We start from the raw sequence: 15794 nt of genomic DNA, 5'->3' as shown, positions 1-15794 counted from the left end.
TTAGGATTCATGAACCTCCACGTCTCCGCCGATATCTGGCAACCGATCCGGCTGACGCTCGAACTGGCAGCGCTCGCGACGATCGTCCTGATGATCGTGGGCACGCCGATCGCATGGTGGCTGGCGCGGTCGCGGGCGTGGTGGAAGGAGGCGGTCGCGGCACTGGTGGCGATCCCACTGGTGCTGCCGCCGACGGTTCTCGGATTCTACCTGCTGGTCGTGCTCGGCCCCAGCGGTCCGGGCGGCGCTCTGGCTTCGCTCTGGGGGGCGCGCACGCTGGCCTTCACTTTTCCGGGCCTGGTGATCGGCTCGGTCCTGTTCTCGATGCCGTTCGTCGTCCAGCCGATCCGCAACGCCTTCGAGGCCATGGGCGAAAAGCCGCTGGAAGCGGCCGCCACTCTGCGCGCCTCACCCTGGCGCGTGTTCTGGACCATCGCGGTGCCGCTGGCGAGCCCCGGATTTCTCACCGGCGCCATCCTCGGCTTCGCCCATACCGTCGGTGAGTTCGGCGTGGTGCTGATGATCGGCGGCAACATTCCCGGCAAGACCAAGGTGCTCTCGGTTGCGATCTACGACTATGTCGAGACCTCGCAATGGACCGAGGCCTCCGTGCTGGCGCTTGGCATGGTCGTGTTCTCGTTCTGCGTCATTCTGACGATGATGCTGATCGAGAAGAAGATGACGCGCAGCGCGTCATGAGCACGGTCAGGGTCAATTTCCACGGCACGCTCGGTCGCTTCGAGCTGAACGCGCGCTTCGAGGTTCCGGCGCGCGGCGTGACCGCGATCTTCGGTCCGTCCGGTTGCGGCAAGACCGCGGTCATGCGCTGCATTGCCGGCCTCAACCATCTCGCCGGCGGGCTGTGCTCCGTCGCCGGCGAGGTCTGGCAGGACGAAAAGCATTTTCGTCCCGTGCATCAGCGTCCGATCGGCTACGTCTTCCAGGAAGCCAATCTGTTTCCGCACCTCTCGGTCCGCCGCAACCTGATGTACGGCCATCCCGGCTCGAGCAGCGCAGCCGCGATCGGCTTCGACGAGGTCGTCGCGCTGCTCGGCCTTGGACGGCTGCTCGACCGCTCGCCGCGCCACCTGTCCGGCGGCGAGCGGCAGCGCGTCGCGATCGGCCGCGCGCTGCTCAGCCAACCGAAGCTGCTGCTGATGGACGAGCCGCTGTCGGCGCTCGACCAGATGACCAAGGATGAGATCCTGCCGTATCTGGAGCGGCTGCACGCCGCCCTCGACCTGCCGATCCTCTATATCAGCCACGACCTCGCTGAGGTCGAGCGGCTTGCCGATCAGCTGGTGCTGATGCGCAATGGCGCGGTCCTGGCTTCGGGCCCCTTGTCCGTGCTGCAGGCCGACCTGTCGCTGCCGCTCGCGCTGTCGCGCGACGCCGCCGTGAGCCTCGACGCCACCGTCACCGCCCAGGATACGGCCGATGGCATGGCGACACTCGAAGTCCCCGGCGGCCAGTTCCTGCTCCCGGCCGAGCCCCTCACGCCGGGGGCGCGACGCCGCCTGCGCGTGCTCGCTGACGACGTCAGTCTCGCGCTGGAAACGCCGAGCCGCAGCACCATCGTCAACGTGCTCCGCGCCAGAATACTCGAGATCCGCAGCCAGTCGGACCACCGCGTCACGGCCTTGCTCGGACTCGGCGAGGATGGTCACGGCGCGCGGCTGCTGACGCGTGTCACCCAGCGCTCGTGGAACGAGCTCGGCCTGCGGGCGGGGCTTGCGGTCTATGCCCAGGTCAAGGGTGTCGCGCTCGTCCGCCGCGAAGAGCCTATCGCCTGAATCCAAACACCTGGCCTTCGGCAACATCGCGCGATGTTGCATACGTGACAATAGCCCCCCTCATGTTATATCGTAAACAATACAACTTCGGATGAGACAAAGCGGCAGGCGCTTTGATTTCGTCAATGCAATGAACGAGTTGAGCGGCAGGACATCGTCTGGCCCGGTGCTTGCTACCTGGATCTCGCAACAAGAGGTCATCAGCATGAAAGCCGCCGTCACCTGGCATCCGAACGCGCCCAAGCCGCTTGCGCTGGTGCTGGGCACCAACGAGATCGCCTCCGCCGTCGCGGCCAAGCTCAATCATGCCCGCTTCGCGGTCGTACTATGCCATGACGCCTTTCCGCCGGTGATCCGGCGCGGCATGGCCTTCCATGATGTCCTGTTCGGCGAGATGCGCGACCTCGACGGCGTGATCGGCTCCCGCGCCGAGAGCATCACCGATGTCGTGCGGATTCACCGTGAGCCAGACCAGGCCGCCGTGACCGGGATGCATCTGACCGACATCATCGCCTTCCGCTATCCGGCCGTCATCGTCGACGCCCGCATGCAAAAGCATCTGGTGACGCCGGATCTGCGCGGCGTCGCCGGTATCGCCGTCGGCATCGGGCCGCGTTTCGCGATCGGGCACAATTGCGACGTCGCGATCGAGACTCATCCCCGCGAGACCGGCACGATCTTGGCCCATGGCACGACGCGCGATGCGGACGGCAAGGCACGCGATCTCGGCGGCGCCGGCCGCGAGCGTTTCGTCTATTCGGACCAGGAGGCCGTCTGGCACACCCCGCTCGACATCGGCACCCGGGTCTACAAGGGCCTGCAGCTCGGCTCGCTCGGCGGCACGCCGGTGCTCGCACCGCTCGACGGCGCGCTGCGCGGCATCGCCCGCGACGGCGTACGCGTGCCGGCCAACGTCAAGCTGCTCGAGATCGATCCGCGCGGCCGTCAAGCCGCCTGGACCGGCATGGACGAGCGCGGACAGGCTATCGCGGCGAGCGTCGTCGCGGCCCTTCACCAGATCATGCAAACCGGTCGGAAGGCGGGCCGCGTCTCCGCCAACGTATGAGGAGGACTGCCATGGGTGTCGCTGACGTCGGGACTTGTCAGATCGTGGCGCTGCAGGGCGCAGCGTCCAGCGTGATCCAGGAGATGCTCGGCGATTTCGCCAAGCGGCTCTCGGAGAATGGCCTGCGTGTCTCCGGCGTGATCGAGAGCAGCGCCGACAAGGCCAGGCCGTGCAAGGCCATGATGCTGCGCAGCCTCGACGATGGCCGCGTGTTCGCGATCTCTCAGGATCTCGGCCCGGAGTCGCAGGCCTGCAATCTCGACCCGGAGGGCCTCGTGCTCGCCTGCGCCGCCGTGCAGCAGTCGATCTCGCGGGGCACCGACATCGTGATCCTCAGCAAGTTCGGCAAGCAGGAAGCGGCAGGAGGTGGCCTTGCCGATGCCTTCGGCTCCGCCATCGCAGCCGGCCTCCCGGTCATCACGGCGGTCTCACCGGCGATGATGGACGCGTGGACGCGCTTTGCCGGCGCGTTCGCCGAGCACATTGACGCCGATATCGCGCGCCGACCGGGCTGGATCGAGGCGCGGTACGGCCGCTGGGTGACATCGCGAGCCACCCGTGACATGGTTGGCTCTCAACGCGAGCGGATCGGAATGGGATGAAGCGCGAAGCTCAAATCGCATTGACCATCAACTTCGGCAATGGCGGCAGCCTGTGCCCGGAGGATCTGCTGCTGATCGATATCATCCGGAGGGAGCGCTCGATCCTCGGCGCCGCGCGCGCGAGCGGCATCTCCTACCGCAAATGCTGGCTGATGGTCGATGCGCTCAACCGCACCTTCGAGACGCCGGTGTTCGAGACTCATCCGGGGCGCCGGGGCGGCGGCGCGGAGATCACGCCGTTCGGCGAGCGGCTGATCGCGCTGTACCGCTCGATGGAGCGGCGCACGCGCACCGCAACGGCCGCCGCGCTCGGCGAGCTGCAGAAGGCTACGGATCCCCGCTATCAGAAGCGGGCCAGCGGCGCGGCCGAGGCAGCTCCGAAGGCCGAACCGCGCCGGGTCCGATCGCGACGCTCTTGATCATCGCCCAGGCGGACAGATCCGGCTCCAGCGCCAACCGCTCGACCGACTCCAGCGTCACCAGCGCATGCAGCCTGGTCGCGCCGAGATCGAAGGTGACGCGCACGTAAGGCGGCTCGAGCGGCAGGATCTGCTCGATCCGGCCCGGCAGCCGGTTGGTGATCGACACGTCCATCGGCCGCGACAGCGCGATCGAGACGTCGCGGGCCTCGATGGTCACCGAGACGCCGGCGTCGATCGCCGCGTCCACCATCGGCACGCGCAACTCGCCATCGGCAAAGAACAGCGTCGACATGCCATATTGCGGATCATGGCGCAGCACGCGCGCGGGAACCGTCGTGCTGAGAACGACGGACGAGGCTGAAGACGATGCAGACTGGCCGGTCATCGCGCAGCAGCCTCCACGGCCTCAAGGCCGGTCGTGATCATACAGGACGCGAACGCGGATCGTGCCTTCCACCGCGCGCAGCTCCGACAGCAGCGCCTCGCCCTCGCCGCCGACCACGTCGGTTTCGAGCACGACATAGCCGACCTCGGGATCGGTCTGAAGATATTGCGCGAGGATGTTGATGTTGTGCCGCGCCACCGCCTCGTTGACCTGGCGCAGTACGCCCGGCACGTTGCGGTGGACATGGATGAAGCGCGTGCCGGTCGGGCGCGCCGGCAATTGTACCTGCGGGAAGTTGACGGCGCCAAAAGTCGAACCGACGTCGGAATAGTCGATCAGCTTGCGCGCGACCTCGCCACCAATTCGGTCCTGCGCCTCCTCGGTGGAGCCGCCGACATGCGGGGTCAGGATCACGTTGGGCAGGCCCTGCAGCGGCGAGACGAACGGATCGGCGTTCGATGCCGGCTCCGCCGGGAACACGTCGACCGCGGCGCCGGCGAGCTTGCCCTCGCGCAGCGCGCTGGCCAGCGCTTCGATGTCGACCACGGTGCCGCGCGAATTGTTGATCAGATAGGCCCCGTCCTTCATGTGACGGATCTGGCGCTCGCCGATCATGTTGGCGGTCGCCGGCGTCTCCGGCACGTGCAGCGACACGACGTCGCTCATCGCCAGCAGCTCATCAAGGCTCTCGACCGGCTCGGTGTTGCCGTGGCGGAGCTTGTCGGTGAGATCGAAGAAGATCACCCGCATGCCCATGGCCTCGGCGAGGTTCGACAGCTGCGAGCCGATGTTGCCATAGCCGATGATGCCGAGCGTCTTGCCGCGCACCTCTCGGCTGCCATTGGCCGACTTGTCCCAGCCGCCGGCATGCGCCGACACCGAGCGCGGGAAGATTCGGCGCATCAGCATCACGACTTCGGCGATCGTCAGCTCGGCGACGCTGCGGGTGTTCGAATAGGGCGCATTGAACACGGGGATGCCGAGCCGCTTCGCGGCATCGAGATCGACCTGGTTGGTGCCGACGGAGAAGCAGCCGACCACCATCAGCCGGTCGGCGGCCTGCAGCACGTCGGCGGTGAGATGCGTGCGCGAGCGAATGCCAAGCATGTGCACGCCCGACAGCATACGCTTCAACTCCGCCGAACCGAGCGCCTTCGGCAGCCGTTCGATTTCCGTATAGCCATTGGCCTCGAACATGCGAACGGCCGAGTCGTTCACGCCCTCGAGGAGCAGAACGCGGATCTTTTGCTTGGGCAGCGATAGCGGCATGGGCCTGGCCTGATTCAGTCGTGGGTGTGTCGCAGTGTAGCGGTTGTTACAGTCGCGATGCGTTGAAACTTGGTGAATGCGACGCGGCAGGAACGCTTTCTGTCGCTTTCCCAGGGTCTTGTCCACTCCGCACCGGCATTTTGGCCTGCGATGCAAAATCAGCGCCTGGCATACCTTCCGCACCGCACGGCCTGCACTGCAACAACCGGAGATCGCTGTTTTGGCTGCTGACAAACCATGCGAGCAGAGCTAGCCTTTCTTCCAATCACAAAATCATCGGGAGGTCAGCATGTCAGACGGGGTTGTCGAGACACGCGCGTCGGAGGTGTCGGCCGGTGAAACGCAGACGGTCGATGTCGCCGTCGTGGGTGCCGGATTTGCGGGGCTTTACCTGCTGCACCGCCTGCGCAAGGCGGGCTTCTCGACCGTGACGCTGGACACCGCAAACGACGTCGGCGGCACCTGGTACTGGAACCGGTATCCCGGCGCGCGCTGCGACATCCAGACCGTCGACTACAGCTACACCTTCGATCCCGAGCTCGAGAAGGCCTGGCAATGGTCGGAGAAATACGCCACCCAGCCGGAGATCCTGCGCTATCTCGGCTTCGTCGCCGACCGCTACGATCTGCGCCGCGACATCCGCTTCGGCACCCGCGTCCTCGGCGCCTCCTGGGATGATGCCAAGGAGCGCTGGCTGCTGACGACCGACAAGGGCCCCGCCGTCTCCTGCCGCCACTACATCATGGCGACCGGCTGCCTGTCGCAGCCGAAGCCGCCGGAAATCGACGGTGTGCACGACTTCAAGGGCGAAATCTACTTCACCAGCCGCTGGCCGCATGACGGCGTCGACCTCCGCGGCAAGCGCGTGGCCGTGATCGGCACCGGCTCCTCCGGCATCCAGTCGATCCCGATCATCGCCGAGCAGGCAGCGCAGCTCACGGTGTTCCAGCGCACGCCGAACTTCGCACTGCCTGCGCACAATGGTCCGCTCCCGGCCGATCGCGCCGCGCAGCTTGCAGAGGATCGCAACGGGCTGCGCCAGCAGGCGCGCTGGTCGATGACCGGCGTGCCGATTCCACCGGCCACCGAGTTCAGCTGGCAGATGAGCGAGGCCGAGCGCCGCGAGCGCTTCGAGAAGCTGTGGGCCTCTGGCGACCTCGTCGGCATGCTGACGCAGCTCTGGGCCGACCAGGGCGTCGACCCCGACGGCAACGCGCTGCTCGCCGATCTCATCCGCGAGAAGATCCACGAGATCGTCAAGGATCCCGAGACCGCTGCTGCGCTCACGCCCCATGACCATCCGTTCGGCGCCAAACGCCCCTGCCTCGACACCAACTACTATCAGACGTTCAATCGCCCCAATGTCACGCTGGTCAATCTGCGCCAGGAGCCGATCACATCCATCACCGCTGATGGCATCAAGACCGACAGGCGCAGCTTCGACATCGACGTCATCGTGTTCGCGACCGGCTTCGACGCCATGACCGGTGCGATCCGCGCCGTGCATCCGATCACCGGGCGCGGCGGCAAATCACTGGAGGATGTCTGGGCCAACGGACCGCAAACCTATCTCGGACTCACGGTCGCGGACTTTCCCAATCTGTTTCTGATCACGGGTCCCGGCAGCCCGTCAGTGCTGTCGAACATGGCGGTCTCGATCGAGCAGCATGTCGACTGGGTGGTCGACCGTCTCATCACCCTTCGCGAGGACGGCTTCACCACCATTGAGCCCACGGAGACCGCGCAGGCCGGCTGGGCCCGCCACATGGCAGACTGCGCGACCGTGACGCTGCACCGGCTCGCCAACACCTGGTACACCGGCGCCAACGTGCCGGGCAAGCCGCAGACGCTGATGCCTTACACCGGCGGCGTCGGCCCCTATCGCGGCATCTGCAACGAGATCGTCAGCCGCGGCATGCTCGGCTTCAAGCTGTCAGGTCCGAACGGCGCGTCCCAATGCAATGACGGCGAGATCGTGCGGCTGCAGCCGGATGTCCGGCTGGTGCTGAACATGCTGGCCGAGATGAACCTGCCGCCGATCGAATCAATGGGCGCGGCCGGCGCCCGTGAATTCGTCGCGCAATTCAACGCGACGAGGCCGCCTGGACGTCCCGTTGGCGAAGTCAAGGATGGCACATTGCACGGCGCTGATGGTCCCCTGGCCTACCGGCTCTATCGTCCGGCGACGCCCGGCCCGCATCCGATCGTGGTGTACTTCCATGGCGGCGGCTGGGTCCTCGGCGACGAGCAGTCGGACGATCCGTTCTGCCGCGACATGTGCCGCCGCTCCAACATGATTTTCGTCAGCGTGAACTATCGCCATGCGCCCGAGCACCGCTTCCCGGCGGCGGCTGAGGACGGCTATGCGGCGACGCGCTGGGTGGCCGAGCACGCCGCCGAGCTCGGCGGACGCGAGGGACCGGTGCTGGTGGCAGGGTGGAGCGCCGGCGGCAACATCGCTGCGGTCACCTGCCAGCTCGCGCGAGATCGCGGCGGGCCTGATATCGGCGGCCAGCTGCTGCTGTGCCCGGCCACCGACTGCAGCTTCGATCGTCCGTCCTACACGGAGAATGCGACCGGCTACTTCCTGACGCGGTCGCTGGTGTACTGGTTCTGGGACATCTACTGCTCGCCGGCGGATCGCACCGATCCGCGCGCATCGCCGTTGCGGGGCAAGCTGCAGGGCCTGCCGCCGGCCTACATCGTCACCTGCGAGTTCGATCCGCTGCGCGACGAGGGGATTGCCTATGCGGAAGCCCTCGCCGCCGCGGGCGTGCCGGTCGGACAGCTCAAGGCGCACGGCCACTTCCATTCGTCGTTCATGATGGTCGACGTCGTCATCACCGGCGTCGGCGGCCGCATGCGGATGGCGGAGGCGCTGCAGGCGTTCACCCCGTCTGCGGAAGAAGGCGAATCGCTGGAGATCAACGCCGCCGCGAGCTGACCAGCGGAGGCTGCGGCCGAGCAGTATCACAACGGCCCGCAACCTTGCGGGCCGTTGCTGCGACGCGCAGCTTGCGTCGGATCGCCCACGCTGTCACCGAGACGACGAGCCACGCCGTTGTTGCGGCGGCGAAGGCGGTCGCGACGCTTAACTGAACCAGCGTGGAGAATACGGCCGCGAACGCCAGCATGCCGAGGCTGCCGAGCACCGCGCCTACGGTGTCGAGCGCAGCCGCTTCGCGTCCGCGCCGCTCGCCGAAGAATCCCTGTTGGCGCTTGCGCCTGATCTCGTGCGCCTCGATCAGGGTGACGCTGGCGCAGAAGATGGCGGGCAATGCCAGGAAGAGGCCGCCGATCGCAGGACCGAAGGCCTTGGCAATGAGCCCCGTGGCGGCTGTCGCGGCGCCGCCCAGCGCGAAGCGGATGACATATTCGTGCCACTTGCCGTCCTTCAGCGCCGAGGGCGAGATGCGGATCAGCATCACGCGCCTCCGGAGAAGACCGCCTGGAGTCCGAGCGCCGCCACCAGCCAGACGACCGTCGCGAGCAGGCTCGCAGTCGACGCGCGCAGATGCAGCCGCATCAGCAGTTGGCACACGATCATGCTGTAGAGACAGAGCGCGACGGCGCCGAACATCATCGAACGGCTCTGGACCGCCGCGTAGGCGGCGTCATGTGTGACGATCGCAATGCCAAGCGTCGCCAGCGCAACCGAGGGCGCGGCTCCGAACAATCCGGCAAAGCTCTTCGGACGCAGCCCGTCGCCAATCATCGCGAATGCCGAAACGATGACGCCGCCGATCAGGAAGCGGATGACGTATTCGGTCATGTCCGGCTTGCTCCCGGTGGTTGGTAGCCGGTCCACGGGCGCAAGCTGCGCTCGAGGGCAGCGCCGAGCATGAATCCGACAACGACGTCGCTGGCCCAATGCGCAAGCAGCATCACGCGCGTGATGCTGAGCCCGACGGCAGCACTCCTCACCGCAATCCTTGCGCGTGCCGGCAGCGGACCGGCGGCGGAGTAGAGCGCACCCATGTGCAGCGCATGTCCCGAGGGAAAGGCGTCCTGTGCATGGCCGGACGGCGCCACGCCGTGGAGATGGCCGCGCAAGGTGGTGCGATCCGGCCGGGTCTGATCGAAGATCGCCTTCAAGGCATGCGGCAGAGCCGAAGCCGCAACCGTGACCAGCAATGCATGAGTGGTCGTCGCGCGAACGCGGCTGCTTTGGCCGCGCGTCACCAGCCAAGCCACCGATGTCAGGGCCAACCACACCTTCTCGTCCGCACCCCACGCGAGGCCGCGTGCGAGCTTTTGCAGCCACGGCTCCGTGGTTCGTGCAGCTACGTCCGCAATGATGCGGTCCGCCTTGGTCGGCTCGACGTGGATGGCCGTGGCGGAACTTTGCTTGCGAAAGGGCACCGAAATTGCCGGTGTGATCTTCTTCCCGATGGCGCGGATCATGGCACTTGCGAAGGACGAACAATATGTTCACCTACAACGCCGAGCCCTCACAACGGGTTTCGGGAACAGTCACGAAACTGTCACGAGTTACCAGCTCAGCCCTGACCGCGAATAGCCTCGTCATACGCCTCGACCGAGGCTCGAGCTGTCTCCCGCACATCGCTCGCGCTCATGCCCGGCTTGTACAGGCTCGAGCCGAGACCGAAGGCGCACACGCCGACGGCGACGTAGGAGGCGAGCGTCTTGTCCGACACACCGCCGACGGCGCCGACCACGACGCCTTTCGGCAGGACTGCAAGTTGCGCTGCAATCCCCGACGGACCGAGCACTGACGCCGGAAAGTATTTCAGGGCCGAGGCGCCGCAATGCAAAGCCAGAAAGGCCTCGGTCGGCGTGAAGACCCCGGGCATGGTCACCATGTCATAGGCCTGCGCCGTCGCCAGCACTTCGACGTCGACGTTCGGGCTGACCATCAGGCGCCCGCCGGCCTCCGCAACGCGCACGCAATCCGCGGCATTGACGACCGTTCCTGCGCCGATCAGGCAGTCCTTGCCGAACCGAGATGCCAGACGCTCGATCGAGACGAACGGTTCCGGCGAGTTGAGAGGAACCTCGATCAGCTCGAAACCGGCTTCGATCAGGACATCGACGATGGCCTCGGACTCGTCGGGTTTGATACCGCGCAGGATCGCAACGAGCGACCGCTTCACATGCGGCCAGGCGACGGACTGTGTCATTTCAGAAACGCGCTCCCCAGATCTGCCGCGCGGCCTTGAGCAGGCCGCGGCGTGACGCCTGTTCGGCATCGCATTCATTCACGTCGAAACCAGCAGCGGCCAGCGCCTCGCGATAGAGGCGGCCGAGCCGGCCCGCTCCGATCAACCGGAGTGGAAGCTCGGCGCCGAACCGCGCGCGCGCATCGGCGATTTCGCTGCCGATCAGAATCCCGGAGAGCCTTGCAGCTCCATCGGACCGCCGCTCGAAGCCGAGGAGCTGCGCCGCGCGCAGCCGGAACAGCGCGTTCGTCAGTGCCGTCGGCGCGGCCAGCGCCGCCGCGAGGCTCTCGCGGAACGCCGTGTCGTGCTCGACGGTCGAGGCTTCCGGTTCGACGGCATGCATCAGGATGCTGTGCTGAGAGACCACCGCGAACAGCTCACCGGTCATGTAGGTGGCGAAGTCGATCACCGCGCCGGCATCGATCCGGATCCATTTGCTGTGGGTGCCCGGAATGCAGACGATCCCGGTGAAATCCGGCTCGGTGACTCCGAGCAGCTGGGTTTCCTCGCCGCGCATCACGTCCGGCCGGTCCGCGCGAACCTGCGCCAGTCCCGGCAGAATTCTGACGTCGCGGTCGGCGTCGACACTGATCGCTCCGGCATACAGCGCATCCAGACGGGTGGGCGTGTGCAGATACGGCGCCTCGACCCAGCCTTGCCGCGCGCCGGCCATGCCGCAGATCAGCACCGGAACATCGGCCGGTGCGGCAAGCTTCGCCAGATGATCACGCAGCACCGGCGCGAAGCCTGATGTCGCGCAATGCAGCATGCCCTCGCCACCCCGGCTCTCGGCAAGCTCCGTCCCGTCTCCGGCCATAAGCCAGGCACGGAAACTGGAGGTTCCCCAGTCGACGGCGACAAAGGCCGGCGTTGCTGACGAATAGACGGCGGTCACATCCTGCTCCCGAACACTTCCACATCTGGCAATGGCACGCCGGGCGGGCCACGCAAACAACAAATTGCATCATGCACGATTATGCACGTTGTTATTCTTGTTCATGCATGGTAACAAGCGGCATGTCAGACCTTCCACTGGCGCGCCGCGACCAGATCGCCGGCCGCCTCTCTGCGGGGCAAGCGGTCATCGCGACCGCCCTCGCCGACGAATTCGGCGTCTCCGAGGATGCGATCCGGCGCGATCTTCGCGCGCTTGCCGCCGAAGGACGCTGCCGCCGCGTGTACGGCGGCGCATTGCCCATCGCCGGCGGCATGGCACCGATGGCGGCGCGTATCGGGCAAGATCGCGAACGCAAGCTGGCGCTCGCCCGGTCGGCCGCCCGCAGCATCGCGCGTGGGGAGTTTCTCTTCCTCGATAGTGGCAGCACCAATCTCGCCCTCGCTGAAGTCCTGCCCGATGATTTCGATCTCACCGTCGCGACCAACGCCATCGACGTTGCCGCAACCGTGCTGCATCGGCAGGACCTGCAGTTGATCGTGATCGGCGGCTCCGTTCACCCCGCAGTCGGCGGCTGTGTCGACGCCGACGCCATCATGCAGGTACAGCGCTTGAACATCGACCGCTGCTTCATCGGCGCCTGCGCTGTATCGGCGCAAGGCGGCATCAGCGCGGTTGATCCGACTGACGCAACGTTCAAGCGAACGCTGCTGTCGCTGAGCCGCGTCAGCGTCGCAATGGTCACCAACGACAAGCTCGAGACCCGAGCCCCCCACCGTATCGCCGGCGCCAAGACGATCAGCCAGCTCACCGTCGAGCATGATGCGCCGGCGGCCCGACTCGCCCTGCTCAGACGGGCGGGAGCTACCATCATGACCGCCACCCCGCCCGGATGACGGCGCCTTCGGAGTTTCAGGAATCTTCCAGATGAGTTCGGATCACCGCGCGGCGCGGCTCGCGACACGCCTGGCCTTTTTCGTCGCCGGCTTCGGCATCGCCTGCTGGGCGCCGCTGGTGCCGTTCGCCAAGCAGCGGCTGGGGGTCGACGATGCGACGCTCGGGCTGCTGCTGCTCTCGCTCGGCGTGGGCTCGGTCGCATCGATGTTGGCGGCAGGTCTCCTGAGCGCCCGCTACGGCAGCAAGCCCGTCGTCATCGTCAGCGGCATCGCCTTGAGCATGCTGCTGCCCCCGCTGACGATCGCCTCAACGCCAGCCACGCTCGGGCTTGCGCTGTTCGCCTTTGGCGCGGCGCTCGGCTCGCTCGACGTCGCCGTGAACATCCAGGCGATCGACGTCGAGCGGCTGAGCGAGCGTCCGCTGATGTCCGGCTTCCACGCGCAGTTCAGCATCGGCGGCTTCGCAGGCTCCGGCGTCATGACTGCGCTGCTCGCGTTCGATGTCGCGCCGCTGCTCGGCACGCTCGCCTGCTGTGCGCTCGCCCTGGCCGCGATGACCGTGGCTGCCCCACGACTGATAGCGAGCAAACCGGCGCAATCGGGCCCTCTGCTCGTGCTTCCTCACGGCGCAGTGCTGCTGCTGGCGGCGCTCGCCGCGATCATGTTCCTGGTCGAGGGTGCGATGCTCGACTGGAGCGCGCTGTTGCTCGCCGGGTCGGGCCGCCTGCCGGCCGCGCAAGCCGGGCTGGGCTACATCATGTTCTCGATCGCAATGACCGCCGGGCGTCTCGTCGGCGATGCCGTGGTTGCACGGATCGGCGATCGCGCGACGTTGCTGGGGGGCAGCGTCATCGCGATCACCGGCTTCGTCGTGCTGCTCGCGGTTCCCTGGATTGTTGCTGCCATGGCCGGCTTCGCGCTGATCGGCTTGGGTGCATCGAACCTGGTCCCGGTGCTGTTCCGCCGGGCCGGCGCGCAGACAGCGATGCCGGTCGGGCTGGCCGTCGCCGCCGTCACCACCGCCGGCTACTCCGGCGTACTGCTTGGGCCCGCCGGCATCGGCTTCGTCGCCGCGGCCACCAGCCTGCCGGCCGCGTTCTGGATGTTGGCCGCACTGCTCGTCATTGTGCTGCTGAGCGCACCACGCGTCGTAGCTGCGCCAAATTAGGAACGAGCCCGGTGCTTGGCTTTGATACGCATCTCATGCCCCAGCCAAGAGCAGAATCGGACGCGCACCCAATATCGTTACTCTCATTCTCATCATCGTCGGCGCGGCCTAGACGGCAATCCTGGAATCCGCGTTCGCGGCCATCGTAGCCTGCCCGCCTGCCCCGCTTCGTGCGCCGCCCCGCAACGCAGGTTGCAGACATCGCCTCCCTTGCGAAGCTCGTCCGGACGGCTCAGGATCGCCGGACAGACAGCGGAGCAGTCTAGTGGAGATCGCTGGCGAGGCCCCTGCGGACGAAGACGGATTTGCCGACACACAGGCGCGCGACGCGCATTTCCTGCGCCACAGCTTCGCTGTCGCCCTCCGCTCGATGTCACACGGCAATCACCCGTTCGCCGCCATTCTCGTCGATGCTGACGGCAGGGTCCTGATCGAAAGTGAAAACGGCTACCTGCCAGCGCGCGATGCCACAGCGCATGCAGAGCGACTGGTCGCGACGCAGGCCTGCACGTCGATTGCCCCCGAGATCAGAGCTGTGGCTACGCTGTATTCGTCGGCAGAGCCGTGCGCGATGTGCGCGGGCGCCATCTACTGGGCCGGCATCGGACGCGTGGTCTACGGCCTCAGCGAGCGGCGGCTACGCGACCTTACCGGCAACCATCCGGAGAACCCGACGCTCGACCTGCCCTGTCGCGAGGTGTTCGCGAGCGGCCAGCGCGCAACCGAGATTGTCGGCCCCTTGTTGGAGGAGGAAGCCGCGGCGCTGCATGAAGGAGCCTGGGACAAATGAAGCAGGCGCCGCGACCGAGCCGCGGCGCCCTCTTCGAGTGCTTCGATCCGTATCAGAACTTCACGGTCACGCCCGAGTAGAGCGACGACTCGGTGCAAGCGCCCGTGGCGACGCGGGTGCCGCCGCCACCGGCGACGGAACAGCCGACCGCGTTGTTGTGGTCGAGGCCGAACTTGTTCTGCCAGTAGCGATAGGCCACCCAGACGTCGATCATGTGGCTCTGCTTCTCACCCCACATCGCCTTCGACGCATCGAAGGTCAGGCGGATCGGCTCGGAGTTGAACTCGACCTTGGTCGGATAGACGCCGTTCGCGACGCTGGCCGGGAGCGGCTCGGTATCGGTGCCCTTCTTGCCGTACCAGCCGGCGCGACCCGAGATCGAGAAGAACTGCATGCTCTCAGGCAGGAAACCGAGATCCATGTAGTAGTTGGTCTCGACGGCCCAGGTTGGCTTGAACGAGGTGTTGCCGTCGGAGATGCAGGGGTTCGACCAGCCGGCGCCGCACTGCGAGAACGAGTTGTGGTTGGCGAACTCCCAGTACATCAAGGGAGCGACGTTGAAGTAGCCCTTGTAAGGCAGGTTGAACGCGAACTGCAGACCGGCGACGACGTCACGCTTGGCCGCGCCGAAGTAGCGGTTCTCGGTATTGGCATCCATGCCCACTTCGAACGAGATGTTCTGCAGCGGCCCCACCGTGAAGGCCTTGGTGTTGAAGATCTGGTTCCAGCCGAAGGTCGAGCGGAACAGGCCGTAGATCTCGGTCGCACCGGCGCAGCTCGCCGGCGTGAACGCGAAGCCCGCGTTGGGCGAGACGATGCCGCCGGTCTGCGTGCAGGGCCCCGCCGGGTCGTTGTGGTCCGACTTGAACAGCGAGATCGTGAAGAAGTTGGTGCCGTAACCCCAGACGTCGAAATGGGTGAACGAATAGACCTGCTTGGCGGTCTTGGCGTTGAACGTGCCGTTGCCGTTGACGCTCCATGCACCAGGCTGGCTGGCATTGAAGATGTAGGAGTAGCTGACGCGATTATCGACGACGAGGAAGAACGGCACCTCGGCCGGAGCCTTCTTCGCGATCGCCTTGGCGGGCAGGTCAGCAGCCCCTGCGACACCGACTGAGCTAAGCGCTACCGCGCCCAGCGCGACGGCCGCCGCGATTGTTTGACGTAACGACATTCAGAACACCCCCAGTTGACAAGCGCCGATTCCCGACTTGCATGCACAGTTGCGCCGTTCGACCGGCTGGAGAAGCCTCAACTTTCTCCAGGACTTGCCCGCAGTTTGATCAAGGTTCCGCCGTATTGCAGCGGCGACGACAGCAGATGCTGGC

General features: G+C 66.3%; 17 protein-coding genes. 9 read left to right on the top strand and 8 right to left on the bottom strand.

Annotated elements, in window-relative coordinates; genetic code table 11:
* Positions 1 to 9 precede the first annotated feature (9 nt).
* The 5 genes from modB to QX132_RS05755 all read left to right on the top strand — a co-directional run bounded on the left by modB (position 10) and on the right by QX132_RS05755 (position 3880).
* Positions 10 to 699, top strand: a complete 690-nt coding sequence (gene modB / locus QX132_RS05775) for a molybdate ABC transporter permease subunit (protein ID WP_315738519.1) — start codon at positions 10 to 12, stop codon at positions 697 to 699.
* Complete coding sequence (gene modC, locus QX132_RS05770) at positions 696 to 1793, top strand: molybdenum ABC transporter ATP-binding protein (protein ID WP_315738520.1); 1098 nt, start codon at positions 696 to 698, stop codon at positions 1791 to 1793. The genes modB and modC overlap by 4 nt, the downstream gene beginning before the upstream one ends.
* A 205-nt stretch (positions 1794 to 1998) precedes the next feature.
* Positions 1999 to 2859 carry a xanthine dehydrogenase gene (locus tag QX132_RS05765; RefSeq protein WP_315772025.1) on the top strand — a complete coding sequence of 287 codons (861 nt, stop codon included), beginning with the start codon at positions 1999 to 2001 and terminating at the stop codon, positions 2857 to 2859.
* An 11-nt stretch (positions 2860 to 2870) separates the two neighbouring features.
* A complete protein-coding gene (locus QX132_RS05760) occupies positions 2871 to 3461 on the top strand; it encodes a DUF2478 domain-containing protein (RefSeq protein ID WP_315772023.1) in 591 nt (196 codons plus the stop codon).
* The gene (locus QX132_RS05755; RefSeq protein ID WP_315738523.1) at positions 3458 to 3880 is read left to right on the top strand and encodes a LysR family transcriptional regulator; all 423 of its coding nucleotides are present in this window, start codon (positions 3458 to 3460) and stop codon (positions 3878 to 3880) included. The genes QX132_RS05760 and QX132_RS05755 overlap by 4 nt, the downstream gene beginning before the upstream one ends.
* Here the strand turns inward: QX132_RS05755 and QX132_RS05750 are convergent.
* A complete protein-coding gene (locus QX132_RS05750) occupies positions 3789 to 4268 on the bottom strand; it encodes a TOBE domain-containing protein (protein ID WP_315738524.1) in 480 nt (159 codons plus the stop codon). The genes QX132_RS05755 and QX132_RS05750 overlap by 92 nt on opposite strands.
* Before the next feature lie 21 nt (positions 4269 to 4289).
* Complete coding sequence (serA, locus tag QX132_RS05745) at positions 4290 to 5537, bottom strand: phosphoglycerate dehydrogenase (RefSeq protein WP_315738525.1); 1248 nt, start codon at positions 5535 to 5537, stop codon at positions 4290 to 4292.
* A gap of 289 nt (positions 5538 to 5826) precedes the next feature.
* Between serA and QX132_RS05740 the strand changes: the two genes are divergently transcribed.
* Complete coding sequence (locus tag QX132_RS05740; protein ID WP_316160354.1) at positions 5827 to 8481, top strand: flavin-containing monooxygenase; 2655 nt, start codon at positions 5827 to 5829, stop codon at positions 8479 to 8481.
* On the opposite strand, the gene QX132_RS05735 is transcribed toward QX132_RS05740, so the two are convergent.
* The 5 genes from QX132_RS05735 to QX132_RS05715 form a co-directional block, all read right to left on the bottom strand.
* The gene (locus tag QX132_RS05735; RefSeq protein ID WP_316160352.1) at positions 8462 to 8962 is read right to left on the bottom strand and encodes a DUF3147 family protein; all 501 of its coding nucleotides are present in this window, start codon (positions 8960 to 8962) and stop codon (positions 8462 to 8464) included. The genes QX132_RS05740 and QX132_RS05735 overlap by 20 nt on opposite strands.
* Entirely contained in the window at positions 8962 to 9309 is a 348-nt protein-coding gene (locus tag QX132_RS05730) for a DUF3147 family protein (RefSeq protein WP_315811719.1), read from the bottom strand. Before QX132_RS05730 ends, QX132_RS05735 begins: the two co-directional genes overlap by 1 nt.
* Entirely contained in the window at positions 9306 to 9941 is a 636-nt protein-coding gene (locus QX132_RS05725) for a phosphatase PAP2 family protein (protein ID WP_316160350.1), read from the bottom strand. The genes QX132_RS05730 and QX132_RS05725 overlap by 4 nt, the downstream gene beginning before the upstream one ends.
* A gap of 95 nt (positions 9942 to 10036) precedes the next feature.
* A complete protein-coding gene (locus tag QX132_RS05720) occupies positions 10037 to 10678 on the bottom strand; it encodes a 2-dehydro-3-deoxy-6-phosphogalactonate aldolase (protein ID WP_315738529.1) in 642 nt (213 codons plus the stop codon).
* A gap of 1 nt (position 10679) precedes the next feature.
* Positions 10680 to 11612 carry a 2-dehydro-3-deoxygalactonokinase gene (locus QX132_RS05715; protein WP_316160348.1) on the bottom strand — a complete coding sequence of 311 codons (933 nt, stop codon included), beginning with the start codon at positions 11610 to 11612 and terminating at the stop codon, positions 10680 to 10682.
* A gap of 71 nt (positions 11613 to 11683) precedes the next feature.
* On the opposite strand from QX132_RS05715, the gene QX132_RS05710 reads away from it, so the two are divergent.
* The 3 genes from QX132_RS05710 to QX132_RS05700 all read left to right on the top strand — a co-directional run bounded on the left by QX132_RS05710 (position 11684) and on the right by QX132_RS05700 (position 14466).
* Positions 11684 to 12508 (top strand): DeoR/GlpR family DNA-binding transcription regulator, encoded by an 825-nt coding sequence (locus QX132_RS05710; RefSeq protein WP_316160347.1) that lies wholly within the window; start codon positions 11684 to 11686, stop codon positions 12506 to 12508.
* 31 nt (positions 12509 to 12539) lie between these two features.
* Positions 12540 to 13676 (top strand): MFS transporter, encoded by a 1137-nt coding sequence (locus tag QX132_RS05705; RefSeq protein WP_315781879.1) that lies wholly within the window; start codon positions 12540 to 12542, stop codon positions 13674 to 13676.
* A gap of 271 nt (positions 13677 to 13947) precedes the next feature.
* Complete coding sequence (locus QX132_RS05700) at positions 13948 to 14466, top strand: nucleoside deaminase (RefSeq protein ID WP_410052849.1); 519 nt, start codon at positions 13948 to 13950, stop codon at positions 14464 to 14466.
* A 52-nt stretch (positions 14467 to 14518) separates the two neighbouring features.
* Here QX132_RS05700 and QX132_RS05695 read toward each other — a convergent pair whose 3' ends face one another.
* Complete coding sequence (locus QX132_RS05695) at positions 14519 to 15640, bottom strand: hypothetical protein (RefSeq protein WP_315811716.1); 1122 nt, start codon at positions 15638 to 15640, stop codon at positions 14519 to 14521.
* Positions 15641 to 15794: the final 154 nt, after the last annotated feature.

Source organism: Bradyrhizobium sp. SZCCHNRI20481 (assembly GCF_032485055.1).
GTDB lineage: Bacteria > Pseudomonadota > Alphaproteobacteria > Rhizobiales > Xanthobacteraceae > Bradyrhizobium.
This window is presented reverse-complemented; position numbering and strand designations above follow the sequence as displayed.